Raw genomic sequence first — 12,968 nt, forward strand, 5'->3', positions numbered from 1 at the left:
CAACGGTTCCAGCTTCGGGCCCCGACGGGGAACTGACGCACCAGCAGCAGAAGTCACACACCTACTAACGATCAACTACTGGCGCAGGACACTAGTGCGCCGCCGACTCCCAGTCCGAACCCGCGCCGACCGAGACGCCGAGCGGGACCCTCAGCTCGACGGCATCGGCCATTTCGCGGCGGACGATCTCCTCCGCCGCCGCGCGCTCGCCGGGGGCGATCTCGAGGACGATTTCGTCGTGTACCTGGAGGAGCATGCGGGAGGTGAGACCCGCCTTCTGGAGCGCGCCGTCGACCTTGAGCATGGCGATCTTGACGATGTCCGCCGCGGTGCCCTGGATGGGCGCGTTGAGGGCCATGCGCTCGGCCGCCTCACGGCGCTGGCGGTTGTCGCTGTTGAGGTCGGGGAGGTAGCGGCGGCGCCCGAACAGCGTCGCCGTGTAGCCCGTCGCCCGCGCCTCGTCGACGGCCCGGCGCAGATAGTCCCGGACGCCGCCGAAGCGCTCGAAGTACGCGTCCATCAGGCCGCGCGCCTCCGCCGCCTCGATGTTCAGCTGCTGGGACAGGCCGAACGCGGACAGACCGTAGGCCAGGCCGTACGACATGGCCTTGATCTTGCGGCGCATCTCCGCGTCCACCGCGGTGGCCTCGACGGCGAACACCTGGGAGGCCGCCGTGGTGTGCAGGTCCTCGCCGGAGGTGAACGCCTCGATCAGGCCCTCGTCCTCGGAGAGGTGGGCCATCACGCGCAGCTCGATCTGGCTGTAGTCGGCGGTCATCAGGGACTCGAAGCCCTCGCCGACGACGAAGCCGCGGCGGATTGCCCGGCCCTCGTCGGTGCGGATCGGGATGTTCTGCAGGTTGGGGTCCGTGGAGGACAGACGGCCGGTCGCGGCGACCGTCTGGTTGAAGGTGGTGTGGATACGGCCGTCCGCGGCGATCGTCTTGATCAGGCCCTCGACCGTGACCCGCAGCTTCGCCTGCTCGCGGTGGCGGAGCATGATCACCGGCAGCTCGTTGTCCGTCTGGGAGGCGAGCCAGGCCAGGGCGTCCGCGTCCGTGGTGTAGCCCGTCTTCGTCTTCTTGGTCTTCGGCAGGGCCAGCTCGCCGAAGAGGACCTCCTGCAGCTGCTTGGGCGAGCCGAGGTTGAACTCGTGCCCGGCCGCCGCGTGCGCCTCCTTCACCGCCTGCTGGACGGCTCCGGCGAACATCTGCTCCATGGCCTCCAGGTGGGCACGGTCGGCCGCGATGCCGTGCCGCTCCATCCGGGCCAGCAGGGCGGACGTGGGCAGCTCCATGTCCCGCAGGAGGTCCGCGGCGCCGACCTCCTGCAGGCGGCTCTCGAAGGCCTCGCCCAGGTCGAGGACGGCGCGGGCCTGGACCATCAGGGCCTCGGCCTCGGCGCCGTCGTCCGCGCCGAAGGCGAGCTGGCCGTCGGCCACTGCGGCGGGGGCCAGCTCGCGGTGCAGGTACTCCAGGGAGAGCGCGTCCAGGTCGAAGGAGCGGCGGCCGGGCTTGACCAGGTAGGCGGCGAGCGCGGTGTCCATGCGGACGCCGGCGATGCTCCAGCCGTGCTCGGCGTAGACCCGCATGGCGCCCTTGGCGTTGTGGAAGACCTTCGGCCGGCCGGCGTCGGCGAGCCAGGCCGCGAACGCCTTCTCGTCGGCCTCGTCCAGCTGCGCGGGGTCGAACCAGCCGGCCGCACCCCCGGCCGCGGCGAGCGCGACCTCGGCGACCGAGCCGGTGCCGAGCGCCCAGGTGTCGACGGTGGCGACACCGAGCGTGCCGCCGCCGTGCTCGGTCAGCCAGGGGGCCAGCTCGCCCGTGCCGAGCACGCTGCCGTCCAGCTCCACGCCCTCGGTCGCGATCGGCGTGGCCTCGGCCTCCTCGGCCCCGGGGTCCACGCCGAAGAGCCGCTCGCGCAGGGAGGGGTTCCTGATCTCCAGGGTGTCCAGGACCATCGAGACGGCCTTGCGGTCGTACGGCTCGCGCGTGAGGTCGGTGACGGCCCTGGGCAGCTCGACGCCGCGCTCCAGCTCCGTCAGGCGGCGGTTGAGCTTGACCGACTCCAGGTGGTCGCGCAGGTTCTGCCCGGCCTTGCCCTTGACCTCCTCGACGCGCTCGACCAGCTCGGCGAAGGAACCGAACTGGTTGATCCACTTCGCGGCGGTCTTCTCGCCGACACCGGGGATGCCCGGCAGGTTGTCGGACGGGTCGCCGCGCAGGGCCGCGAAGTCGGGGTACTGCGCGGGCGTCAGCCCGTACTTCTCGAAGACCTTCTCCGGGGTGAAGCGGGTGAGCTCGGAGACGCCCTTCGTCGGGTACAGCACCGTCGTACGGTCGCTGACCAGCTGGAAGGAGTCGCGGTCGCCGGTGACGATCAGGACGTCGAAGCCCTCGGCCTCGGCCTGGGTGGCGAGGGTGGCGATGACGTCGTCCGCCTCGAAGCCCTCGACCGCGAACCGCGACGCGTGCATGGCGTCGAGGAGCTCGCCGATCAGCTCCACCTGGCCCTTGAACTCGTCCGGCGTCTTGGAGCGGTTCGCCTTGTACTCCGTGAACTCCTGGGAGCGCCAGGTCTTGCGGGAGACGTCGAAGGCCACCGCGAAGTGCGTGGGCGCCTCGTCGCGCAGGGTGTTGGCCAGCATCGACGCGAAGCCGTAGATCGCGTTCGTCGGCTGGCCCGTCGCGGTCGTGAAGTTCTCCGCGGGCAGCGCGAAGAACGCGCGGTAGGCCAGCGAGTGCCCGTCCATGAGCATGAGGCGGGGCCGCGCGCCGTCGGTGGTCTTCTCGGTCTTCTTCGATGCTGTCTCTGCCACGCCCCCGATCCTGCCACGTGCCACTGACAGCCGGACCTCCGCACGCCCCGCGGCCTCCCTGGCACCCTCGCCGTCACCTGCGCGTGCGAGGATCGGAGGGGTAGTTCGCAGGTGCAGGTGAAGGAGAGTGTGCGATGGCGACGAAGCCACCCCAGAGCGATCCGGTCCAGGACGCGCCGCAGGTCGCCGAGCCGCAGCACGCGGCCGCGGGACTGCCCGCGATCGGTCACACCCTGCGCATCGCCCAGCAGCAGATGGGCGTGAGGCGCACCGCACTGACGCTGCTGCGCGTCAACCAGAAGGACGGCTTCGACTGCCCGGGCTGCGCCTGGCCGGAGCCGGAGCACCGGCACACGGCGGAGTTCTGCGAGAACGGCGCGAAGGCGGTGGCCGAGGAGGCCACCCTGCGCCGGGTCACCCCGGAGTTCTTCGCCGCGCACTCCGTCGCCGACCTCGCGACCCGCAGCGGCTACTGGCTCGGCCAGCAGGGCCGGCTCACGCACCCCATGTATCTCGCCGAAGGGGGAGATCACTACGAGCCGGTGACCTGGGAGCGCGCGTTCGACATCGTCGCCGAGGAGATCGCCGCGCTCGGCTCCCCGGACGAGGCGGTCTTCTACACCTCGGGGCGCACCAGCAACGAAGCGGCCTTCCTCTACCAGCTGTTCGCCCGGCAGCTCGGCACGAACAACCTCCCCGACTGCTCCAACATGTGCCACGAGTCGTCCGGTTCGGCGCTCACGGAGACCATCGGCATCGGCAAGGGCAGCGTCCTGCTGGAGGACCTCTACAAGGCCGACCTGATCATCGTCGCCGGTCAGAACCCCGGTACGAACCACCCGCGCATGCTCACCGCCCTGGAGAAGGCGAAGGCGAACGGCGCGAAGATCGTCAGCGTCAACCCGCTGCCCGAGGCGGGCCTCGAGCGCTTCAAGAACCCGCAGACCCCGCAGGGCATGCTCAAGGGCGCCGCGCTCACCGATCTGTTCCTGCAGATCCGCATCGGCGGCGACCAGGCCCTGTTCCGCCTCCTCAACAAGCTGATCCTCGACACGGAAGGTGCGGTCGACGAGGAGTTCGTCCGCGGACACACCGACGGCTACGAGGAGTTCGCGGCCGCGGCGAAAGACGCCGACTGGGACGAGACGCTGGCGGCGACGGGCCTCACGCGCGAGGAGATCGAGCGGGCCCTCGGCATGGTGCTCGCCTCCGAGCGGACGATCGTCTGCTGGGCGATGGGCCTCACCCAGCACAAGCACTCGGTGCCGACCATCCGCGAGATCGTCAACTTCCTTCTGCTGCGCGGCAACATCGGCCGCCCGGGCGCGGGCGTGTGCCCGGTGCGCGGCCACAGCAACGTCCAGGGCGACCGCACGATGGGCATCTTCGAGCGCCCCGCGCCCGCCTTCCTGGACGCCCTGGAGCGGGAGTTCGGCTTCGCGCCGCCGCGCGAGCACGGCTACGACGTCGTCCAGGCCATCCGCGCCCTGCGCGACGGCGTGGCGAAGGTCTTCTTCGCCATGGGCGGCAACTTCGTCTCCGCCTCCCCCGACACGGACGTCACCGAGGCGGCCATGCGCCGCGCCCGCCTGACCGTGCACGTGTCGACGAAGCTCAACCGCTCGCACGCGGTCACGGGCGCGCGTGCCCTGATCCTGCCCACCCTGGGCCGCACCGAGCGCGATCTGCAGGGCGGCGGCGAGCAGTTCGTCACCGTCGAGGACTCGATGGGCATGGTGCACGCCTCCCGCGGCCGTCTGGACCCCGCGAGCAAGCACCTGCTGTCCGAGCCGGCCATCGTCTGCCGGCTGGCACGCCGCGTGCTGGGCGCGGAGAACCCGGTGCCGTGGGAGGAGTTCGAGAAGGACTACGCGACGGTCCGCGACCGCATCGCGCGCGTGGTCCCCGGCTTCGAGGACTTCAACGCCCGCGTGGCCCGCCCGGGCGGCTTCGCCCTCCCGCACGCCCCGCGCGACGAGCGCCGCTTCCCGACGGCGACGGGCAAGGCCAACTTCACCGCCGCGCCCGTCGAGTACCCCGAACTGCCCGCGGGCCGCCTGCTGTTGCAGACGCTGCGCTCGCACGACCAGTACAACACCACGATCTACGGCCTCGACGACCGCTACCGCGGCATCAGGAACGGCCGCCGGGTGGTGCTGGTCAACCCCGAGGACGCGCGGACGCTCGGGGTCGCCGAGGGGTCGTACGTGGACCTGGTGAGCGAGTGGAGGGACGGCGTCGAGCGCAGGGCGAACGGCTTCCGGGTCGTGCACTACCCGACGGCCCGCGGCTGCGCGGCCGCGTACTACCCCGAGACCAACGTCCTCGTCCCGCTGGACGCCACCGCCGACACCAGCAACACCCCGGCCAGCAAGTCCGTCGTCGTGCGTCTGGAACAATCGGCAGCCGACTGAGCGTTTGCTCAGCCAGCTGGGACGATTGATCAGGACGAACGGAGCAGGGCCGATGGGCGAGCAGAACAACGTGACGTTCCCGCAGGGGGTCATCGACGAGTACGCCGCACTCGGCGTCGACCTCCCGGCCCTGTTCTCCGCCGGGCACCTCGGCACCCGTATGGGCGTGGAGATCCTGGAGGCCTCGGCGGACCGTGTCGTCGGCACGATGCCGGTCGAGGGCAACACCCAGCCGTACGGCCTGCTGCACGGCGGCGCCTCCGCCGTGCTGGCCGAGACCCTCGGCTCCGTCGGCTCGATGCTGCACGGGGGCAGCTCCAAGATCGCGGTCGGCGTCGACCTCAACTGCACCCACCACCGCGGCGTCCGCTCGGGCCTGGTCACCGGGGTGGCCACGCCCGTGCACCGGGGCCGGTCGACGGCAACGTACGAGATCGTGATCAGCGACGAGCAGGAGCGCCGTGTGTGCACCGCCCGTCTGACCTGCCTGCTCCGTGACGTACGGCCCGGCGACGGGGCGCCGGTGGGCGCCGCCGCCGGCTGACCGGCCCCGGCCTCCCCGCCGGCCCTGCGTCCCGCCTCTGGCCCGACCCGCCGATCAGGCCATAGCGTCATGTCATGAGAACGGGAGGAGCCGCCCGTCCGACGACGGTGGTCGGCTGCGGGCTGGCGCTGGTCCTGGTGACGAGCGGTGCGTGCGCCGGGTGCGGCTCGTCGGGCTCCGGGAGCGGTGCGGCCGCCCCGCGCACCGCATCGGCCGCACCGTCCGCCACCGCACCCGAGGCGCTGTGCGCGCGGGTCGTCACGTACTGGTCGCGCAAGGTGCTGGACAGCCACACCTACGGGGACTACCAGACGATGGGCCTGTCCAACGGGCAGTACGACATCCTGCGGGACGTCGTGGACGCCGCGCGGGCCACCAAGAAACGCCAAGGCGCCTCGGCGGCCGACCGGTTGATCGTCCGCCGGGCGCGCGAGGGCTGCCGGGACTGGTACCGCACCGGCGGTCCGAGCAACGGGCCGTGGCAGTGAGCGGCGTCGGCCCCCTGGAGCCGGGCGAGGGCACCTGGGCCCGGGACACCCCGGAAGGCGGCACCGCCACCCTGCCCCGGCGGCCGCGCGGCCCCCTCGGGCAGTGGTTCGACCGGCACCGGCGCGCCGCCGTCGCGGGCATCACGGCCGCAGCAGTCCTCGTGGCGGGCGGCTATCTCTACCTCACCCGGCCGCACAGGCCGCCGCCCCCTCCGCCGCCGTACCCGTCTCAGGTTGTGGACATCACCTACCTCGCCCCGGTGACCGCCCCGAAGCCGGAAAGGCCCGGCAGCTTCAGCTTCACGGTGGACCTGAGCGTGGCGTCGGGACCGCCCGTCACGGTCCGGGACATCGCCCAGCCCTACGCCGGCCTGACCCTGACCTCGCAGCCCCGCACCCCTTTCCGGACACGGGCAGGCGACAGTCGCAAGGTCGTGATCACCATGCACGTCACGCAATGCCGTAATACGCCGGAAAGTGCCGGACTCCCTTTCCTGGACGTAACTCTGCGTAATACGCGCGCAATGGAGGTCCACAGTTTCATCCTGGGGCAGCGCTATGCACAGCACCTCTCCAGTGCCCTACAAGCCATCTGCGACAACACTTCCCGGTAATTAGCAAAACTCCCGAAGCGCCTGACAGCCCCGCGCGGGTCCTGCAGGTTCTCAGAATGTGGACGGGGCGAATCGGCTGGAATTCCGCTGTTCCACCCACCGTGTACCGCTCTGCATAACGTGGGGTCATAACAAGACAGTCACAGCCTCAGTCAGACCCTCCTCCAGGCTTCCTCCACACGCTTAGAGTCACCGCCAGTCACCGTGCTGCCGAAAAGTCACTTCGGCCCGGCGCAGCGACTCGGCCACTCCCAGGGGGGAGGGGCCGGTGACAGGGAAAGGACTGATCGTGCGTCAACGTTCGCTCATCGCCATCACCGCCGCCCTGGCGGCGGGAGCACTCACCCTCACCGCCTGCGGCTCGCGCGACAGCGGCGACAAGGGCAACTCCGGCAGCGGTGGCACCACCGTCACCATCGGAGTCGACGCCCCGCTGACCGGCGACCTGTCCGCGCTGGGCCAGGGCATCAAGAACTCCGTCGATCTCGCCGTGAAGAACGCCAACAAGCAGAAGCTCGTGGACGGCGTCACCTTCAAGATCGAGGCCAAGGACGACCAGGCACAGCCCTCCTCGGGCCAGCAGAACGCCTCGTCCCTGGTCGCCGACAAGAACGTCATGGGTGTCGTCGGCCCCCTGAACTCCTCGGTCGCCGAGTCCATGCAGAAGGTCTTCGACGACGCCAAGCTGGTCGAGGTCTCCCCGGCCAACACCAACCCCGCCCTGACCCAGGGCACGAACTGGCAGACCACCAAGGCCCGCCCGTTCAAGTCGTACTTCCGCACCGCGACCACGGACGCCATCCAGGGCCCGTTCGCCGCCGAGTACGTCTACAACACGGCCAAGAAGAAGAAGGTCTTCGTCATCGACGACAAGAAGACCTACGGTGCCGGCCTCGCCGCCACCTTCACCGCCGAGTTCAAGAAGCTCGGTGGCACGGTCGTGGGCACCCAGCACATCAACCCCGACACCAAGGACTTCTCCTCGGTCGCCACCCAGGTGAAGAACTCCGGTGCCGAGGCCGTCTACTACGGCGGTGAGTACCCGCAGGCCGGTCCGCTCAGCAAGCAGATCAAGTCGACCGGTGCCAAGATCCCGCTCGTCGGCGGTGACGGCATCTTCGACCCGACCTTCATCAAGCTGGCCGGCGCCAACGCCACCGGCGACCTCGCCACCTCGGTCGGCGCCCCGGTGGAGACGCTCGACTCCGCCAAGAAGTTCGTCGCCGACTACAAGGCCGGCGGCTACTCGGAGGAGTACGGCGCCTACGGCGGCTACTCCTACGACTCCGCCTGGGCCATCATCCAGGCCGTGAAGAAGGTCGTCGACGACAACAACGGCAAGCTGCCGTCCGACGCCCGCGCCAAGATCACCGCAGCCATGCAGGGCGTGTCCTTCGACGGAGTCACCGGCAAGGTCTCCTTCGACCAGTACGGTGACGCCACCAACAAGCAGCTCACCGTCTACGCCGTGAAGAACGGTGCCTGGGCGGCCGTCAAGTCCGGTACGTTCACCGGCTGACCCTCACCCGCACCATTCACGAGCCGCGCGGGGCGCTGTTCCACAAGCGCCCCGCGCGTTCTCGCATCCGGCTTCATCCGTCGAAATCATCCGAAAGTCTCGGAGGACATGCGGTGAACGAACTGCCGCAGCAGCTGGTCAACGGCCTGCTACTGGGATCCATGTACGGGCTGGTCGCCATCGGTTACACGATGGTCTATGGCATTGTCCAGCTCATCAACTTCGCCCACGGCGAGATCTTCATGACCGGAGCCTTCGGTGCTCTGACGGTCTATGCCTACGTTCTGCCCAGCGGCACCTCGATGTGGATCGCCCTGCCGCTGATGCTGATCGGCGCCATCATCGTCGCCACGGCCGTCGCCGTGGGAGCGGAACGGTTCGCCTACCGCCCCCTGCGAGGCGCCCCCCGCCTCGCCCCCCTCATCACCGCCATCGGCCTCTCCCTCGCCCTTCAGCAGGCGGTGTGGGCCTGGTACCCGGACGCCAAGTCCTCCCGGACCTTCCCGCAGATCGACGGCGGGCCGTTCCACATCGGAAGCGTCACCATCCAGACCGGCGACATCTTCCTGCTCATCGCCGCCCCCGTCAGCATGGCCGTCCTCGGCTACTTCGTCATGAAGACCCGTACCGGACGCGGTATGCAGGCCACCGCGCAGGACCCGGACACGGCCAAGCTCATGGGCGTCAACACCGACCGCATCATCGTGATCGCCTTCGCCCTCGGCGCCGTCTTCGCCGCCGTCGGAGGTGTCGCCTACGGCCTCAAGTACGGCGAGATCAACTTCCGCATGGGCTTCATCCTCGGCCTCAAGGCGTTCACCGCGGCCGTCCTCGGCGGTATCGGCAACATCTACGGAGCCATGATCGGTGGCGTCGTGCTCGGTGTCGCCGAGACCCTGGCCTCCGCCTACATCTCCGACATCCCCGGCATGGAAAAGTTCGGCAGTCAGTCCTGGGCGGATGTCTGGGCGTTCGTACTCCTCATCCTTGTGCTCCTCTTCAGGCCTCAAGGTCTGCTCGGCGAGCGCGTCGCGGACAGGGCGTGACACCGATGACCACACAGACCACCGCTCCAGAGACCCCTGGGACCCCGGCCGCGGCCGCCCCGTCCGGCCTGATCGGCCTCTCGCCGCAACTCGGCCGCGCCCTCGCCCTCGGCGGCGGCGTCCTCACGATCATCTCGACGTTCATGTCCTGGACCTGGACGTCCGCGTTCCCCGGCGACCTCACCGTCTACGGCTACCCGGGCGGACTGCAGGTCCTCGTGCTGATCGGCGGCATCTTCACCACCCTGTTCGCGCTGGCCGGTTACGGCGTCTCATGGCTGCGCGGGCTGGTGCCCGCCGGCGGCGACGCCGCCCTCAAGATGGCCGCGCTCGCCGCGTTCGCCACCGCCTGGTACACGGTCATCGCGATCAGCGACGAACTCGGCGGCGTCGTCAACCTCGACCCGGGCGGCTACCTCGTCGCGATCGGCAGCCTCGCCGCCTTCGTCGGCGCCCTGGCGCTGCCCTTCCAGCACCCCGAGCCCGAGCCGATCGACCCCGACGACTCCGCCTGGGAGCACTTCAGGAACAAGTCGTCCCACTGGTGGGAGACCGTCAAGACGGCCTTCGCCGCCAACCACGCGCGGCCCGTCGGCAAGCTCCCGGCCTTCGTCGAGATCCTGATCATCGCGGGCATCATGGCCCTCGGCCTGCTGGTCTTCACCTACGGCATCGGCACCCAGTACGACGAGCTGTTCGTCGGCTTCCTGATCACCGCCGGCTTCGGCTTCACCGCCCTCAACAAGGCCGGTCTGGTCGCCCAGGCCTCCCAGATCACCGCCCGGCACCAGACCATCACCGTCTGGGGCGCCTTCATCGCGGCGGCGCTGTTCCCCTTCACCCAGACCGACGACCAGTACGCGACCCTCGGCGTCTACATCCTGATCTTCGCCACCGTCGCCCTCGGCCTGAACATCGTCGTCGGCCTCGCCGGCCTCCTCGACCTCGGATACGTCGCCTTCCTCGGTGTCGGCGCGTACGCCGCGGCCCTGGTCTCCGGCTCGCCCAGCTCGCCGTTCGACGTGCAGTTCCCGTTCTGGGCGGCCGTCCTCGTCGGTGCCGCGGCCTCGCTCACCTTCGGCGTCCTCATCGGTGCGCCGACCCTGCGACTGCGCGGCGACTACCTGGCCATCGTCACCCTCGGCTTCGGTGAGATCTTCCGCATCACGGCCAACAACCTGGACGGCACCTCCGGTCCGGACATCACCAACGGCTCCAACGGCATCTCCTCGATCCCGAACCTGAAGATCCTGGGCTGGGACCTCGGTGCCCCGCACGACATCCTCGGCTTCACCATCGGCCGGTTCGCCAACTACTTCCTGCTGATGCTGGTCATCACGGCCATCGTCGTCCTCGTCTTCCGGCGCAGCGGCGACTCCCGCATCGGCCGCGCCTGGGTCGCCATCCGCGAGGACGAGACCGCCGCGCTCGCCATGGGCATCAACGGCTTCAAGGTCAAGCTCATCGCCTTCGCCGTCGGCGCCTCCCTCGCGGGTCTCGCCGGCACCGTGCAGGCGCACGTGACCTACACCGTCACGCCCGAGCAGTACCAGTTCGCCGGCCCGATCCCGCCGAACTCCGCGTTCCTGCTCGCCGCGGTCGTCCTCGGCGGCATGGGCACCATCGGCGGCCCCCTCATCGGTGCCTCCCTGCTCTACCTCATCCCGAACAAGCTCCAGTTCCTCGGCGACTACCAGCTCTTCGCGTTCGGTGTCGCGCTCATCCTGCTGATGCGCTTCCGCCCGGAGGGCCTCGTCGCCAACCGGCGCCGCCAGCTTGAGTTCCATGAAGAGGCCGAAGTGCCCACAGTCCTCAGCAAGACAGGGGCCTGACCACACATGACCACCGACACCTCAACCCAGGGCACCACCCCGGGCGCCACCGCCCCCGGACAGGTCGTACTCGACGCCCGCGGCGTGACCATGCGCTTCGGCGGCCTGACCGCCGTGCGCAACGTCGACCTCACCGTCAACAGCGGCGAGATCGTCGGCCTCATCGGGCCCAACGGCGCCGGCAAGACCACCTTCTTCAACTGCCTCACCGGCCTCTACATCCCCACCGAGGGCGAGGTCCGCTACAAGGACACCGTGCTGCCGGCGAAGTCCTTCAAGGTGACCGCGGCCGGTATCGCGAGGACCTTCCAGAACATCCGTCTGTTCGCCAACATGACGGTCCTGGAGAACGTCCTCGTCGGCCGCCACACGCGCACCAAGGAGGGCTTCTGGTCCGCGGTGCTGCGCCTGCCGAGCTTCCACAAGGCCGAGGCGACCTCGCGCGCACGCGCCATGGAGCTCCTGGAGTTCGTGGGCCTCGCGGCCAAGGCCGACCACCTCGCGCGCAACCTGCCCTACGGCGAGCAGCGCAAGCTGGAGATCGCCCGGGCCCTGGCCAGCGAGCCGGGTCTGCTGCTGCTCGACGAGCCGACCGCCGGCATGAACCCGCAGGAGACCAGGGCCACCGAGGAACTGGTCTTCGCGATCCGCGACCGGGGCATCGCCGTCCTCGTCATCGAGCACGACATGCGGTTCATCTTCAACCTCTGCGACCGGGTCGCCGTACTGGTCCAGGGCGAGAAGCTCGTCGAGGGTGACAGCGCCACCGTCCAGGGCGACGAGCGCGTCATCGCCGCCTACCTGGGAGAGCCCTTCGAGGACTCCCCCGGCGACCAGGAGATCGCCCGGGTCGAGGCCGCCGAGACCCAGTCCGGCACCCCGACGGACGCCGCGCCCGGCAAGGAGACCGACCGATGACCGCACTGCTCGAGGTCGAGGACCTCCGCGTCGCCTACGGCAAGATCGAGGCCGTCAAGGGCATCTCGTTCAAGGTCGAGGCGGGCGAGGTCGTCACCCTCATCGGGACCAACGGCGCCGGCAAGACCACCACGCTGCGCACCCTGTCGGGTCTGCTCAAGGCGGTCGGCGGCCAGATCAAGTTCAACGGCAAGTCGCTGAAGAAGACCCCGGCCCACCAGATCGTCTCCCTCGGGCTCGCCCACTCGCCCGAGGGGCGGCACATCTTCCCCAGGATGACGATCGAGGACAACCTGCGCCTCGGCGCCTTCCTGCGCAACGACAGGGCGGGCATCGAGAAGGACATCCAGCGCGCCTACGACCTCTTCCCGATCCTGGGAGAGCGGCGCAAGCAGGCCGCGGGCACCCTGTCCGGCGGTGAGCAGCAGATGCTCGCCATGGGCCGCGCCCTGATGTCCCAGCCCAAGCTGCTGATGCTCGACGAGCCCTCGATGGGTCTGTCGCCGATCATGATGCAGAAGATCATGTCGACCATCGCCGAGCTCAAGTCGCAGGGGACGACCATTCTGCTCGTCGAGCAGAACGCCCAGGCGGCGCTGTCGCTGGCCGACCACGGCCACGTCATGGAGGTCGGCAACATCGTCCTGTCCGGCACCGGACAGGACCTGCTGAGCGACGAGTCGGTGCGCAAGGCGTACCTCGGCGAGGACTGAGCGCCTCCCGGCCGGCACGACGAGGCCCGCGCTCCCCGGACGACCGGGGGACGCGGGCCTCG

At 69.7% G+C, this 12,968-nt stretch carries 10 protein-coding genes; 9 read left to right on the forward strand and 1 reads right to left on the reverse strand.

All coding sequences use genetic code 11. The annotated features are described in order from the left end of the window. Positions 1-91: 91 nt before the first annotated feature. A complete protein-coding gene (gene polA, locus ACGFYN_RS32580) occupies positions 92-2,818 on the reverse strand; it encodes a DNA polymerase I (protein WP_393869511.1) in 2,727 nt (908 codons plus the stop codon). Between the two features lie 134 nt (positions 2,819-2,952). On the opposite strand from polA, the gene ACGFYN_RS32585 reads away from it, so the two are divergent. The 9 genes from ACGFYN_RS32585 (at position 2,953) to ACGFYN_RS32625 (ending at position 12,906) form a co-directional block, all read left to right on the forward strand. Further along, a complete protein-coding gene (locus tag ACGFYN_RS32585) occupies positions 2,953-5,232 on the forward strand; it encodes an FdhF/YdeP family oxidoreductase (RefSeq protein ID WP_393869512.1) in 2,280 nt (759 codons plus the stop codon). A 52-nt stretch (positions 5,233-5,284) separates the two neighbouring features. Continuing rightward, on the forward strand, positions 5,285-5,776 hold the full coding sequence (locus ACGFYN_RS32590) for a hotdog fold thioesterase (protein ID WP_393869513.1): 492 nt from the start codon (positions 5,285-5,287) through the stop codon (positions 5,774-5,776). 74 nt (positions 5,777-5,850) lie between these two features. Next, positions 5,851-6,264 (forward strand): hypothetical protein, encoded by a 414-nt coding sequence (locus ACGFYN_RS32595; RefSeq protein ID WP_393869514.1) that lies wholly within the window; start codon positions 5,851-5,853, stop codon positions 6,262-6,264. Next, positions 6,261-6,878 (forward strand): Tat pathway signal sequence domain protein, encoded by a 618-nt coding sequence (locus ACGFYN_RS32600; protein WP_393869669.1) that lies wholly within the window; start codon positions 6,261-6,263, stop codon positions 6,876-6,878. The genes ACGFYN_RS32595 and ACGFYN_RS32600 overlap by 4 nt, the downstream gene beginning before the upstream one ends. A gap of 289 nt (positions 6,879-7,167) precedes the next feature. Then, complete coding sequence (locus ACGFYN_RS32605; protein ID WP_393869515.1) at positions 7,168-8,397, forward strand: branched-chain amino acid ABC transporter substrate-binding protein; 1,230 nt, start codon at positions 7,168-7,170, stop codon at positions 8,395-8,397. Positions 8,398-8,510: 113 nt separating this feature from the next. After that, positions 8,511-9,443 (forward strand): branched-chain amino acid ABC transporter permease, encoded by a 933-nt coding sequence (locus ACGFYN_RS32610; RefSeq protein WP_393869516.1) that lies wholly within the window; start codon positions 8,511-8,513, stop codon positions 9,441-9,443. Between the two features lie 5 nt (positions 9,444-9,448). Then, the gene (locus ACGFYN_RS32615; protein WP_393869517.1) at positions 9,449-11,275 is read left to right on the forward strand and encodes a branched-chain amino acid ABC transporter permease; all 1,827 of its coding nucleotides are present in this window, start codon (positions 9,449-9,451) and stop codon (positions 11,273-11,275) included. Between the two features lie 6 nt (positions 11,276-11,281). After that, a complete protein-coding gene (locus ACGFYN_RS32620; protein WP_393869518.1) occupies positions 11,282-12,193 on the forward strand; it encodes an ABC transporter ATP-binding protein in 912 nt (303 codons plus the stop codon). Continuing rightward, positions 12,190-12,906, forward strand: a complete 717-nt coding sequence (locus tag ACGFYN_RS32625; RefSeq protein WP_393869519.1) for an ABC transporter ATP-binding protein — start codon at positions 12,190-12,192, stop codon at positions 12,904-12,906. Before ACGFYN_RS32620 ends, ACGFYN_RS32625 begins: the two co-directional genes overlap by 4 nt. Positions 12,907-12,968: the final 62 nt, after the last annotated feature.

It is taken from the genome of Streptomyces sp. NPDC048419 (genome assembly GCF_043200415.1).
Taxonomy (GTDB): Bacteria; Actinomycetota; Actinomycetes; order Streptomycetales; family Streptomycetaceae; genus Streptomyces.

Bases quoted from the DNA above. Each gene is read 5' to 3' on its own strand.
- ACGFYN_RS32585 (WP_393869512.1), top strand. From the start codon at position 2,953: ATGGCGACGAAGCCACCCCAGAGCGATCCGGTCCAGGACGCGCCGCAG.
- ACGFYN_RS32590 (WP_393869513.1), top strand. From the start codon at position 5,285: ATGGGCGAGCAGAACAACGTGACGTTCCCGCAGGGGGTCATCGACGAG.
- ACGFYN_RS32595 (WP_393869514.1), top strand. From the start codon at position 5,851: ATGAGAACGGGAGGAGCCGCCCGTCCGACGACGGTGGTCGGCTGCGGG.
- ACGFYN_RS32615 (WP_393869517.1), top strand. From the start codon at position 9,449: ATGACCACACAGACCACCGCTCCAGAGACCCCTGGGACCCCGGCCGCG.
- ACGFYN_RS32620 (WP_393869518.1), top strand. From the start codon at position 11,282: ATGACCACCGACACCTCAACCCAGGGCACCACCCCGGGCGCCACCGCC.
- ACGFYN_RS32625 (WP_393869519.1), top strand. From the start codon at position 12,190: ATGACCGCACTGCTCGAGGTCGAGGACCTCCGCGTCGCCTACGGCAAG.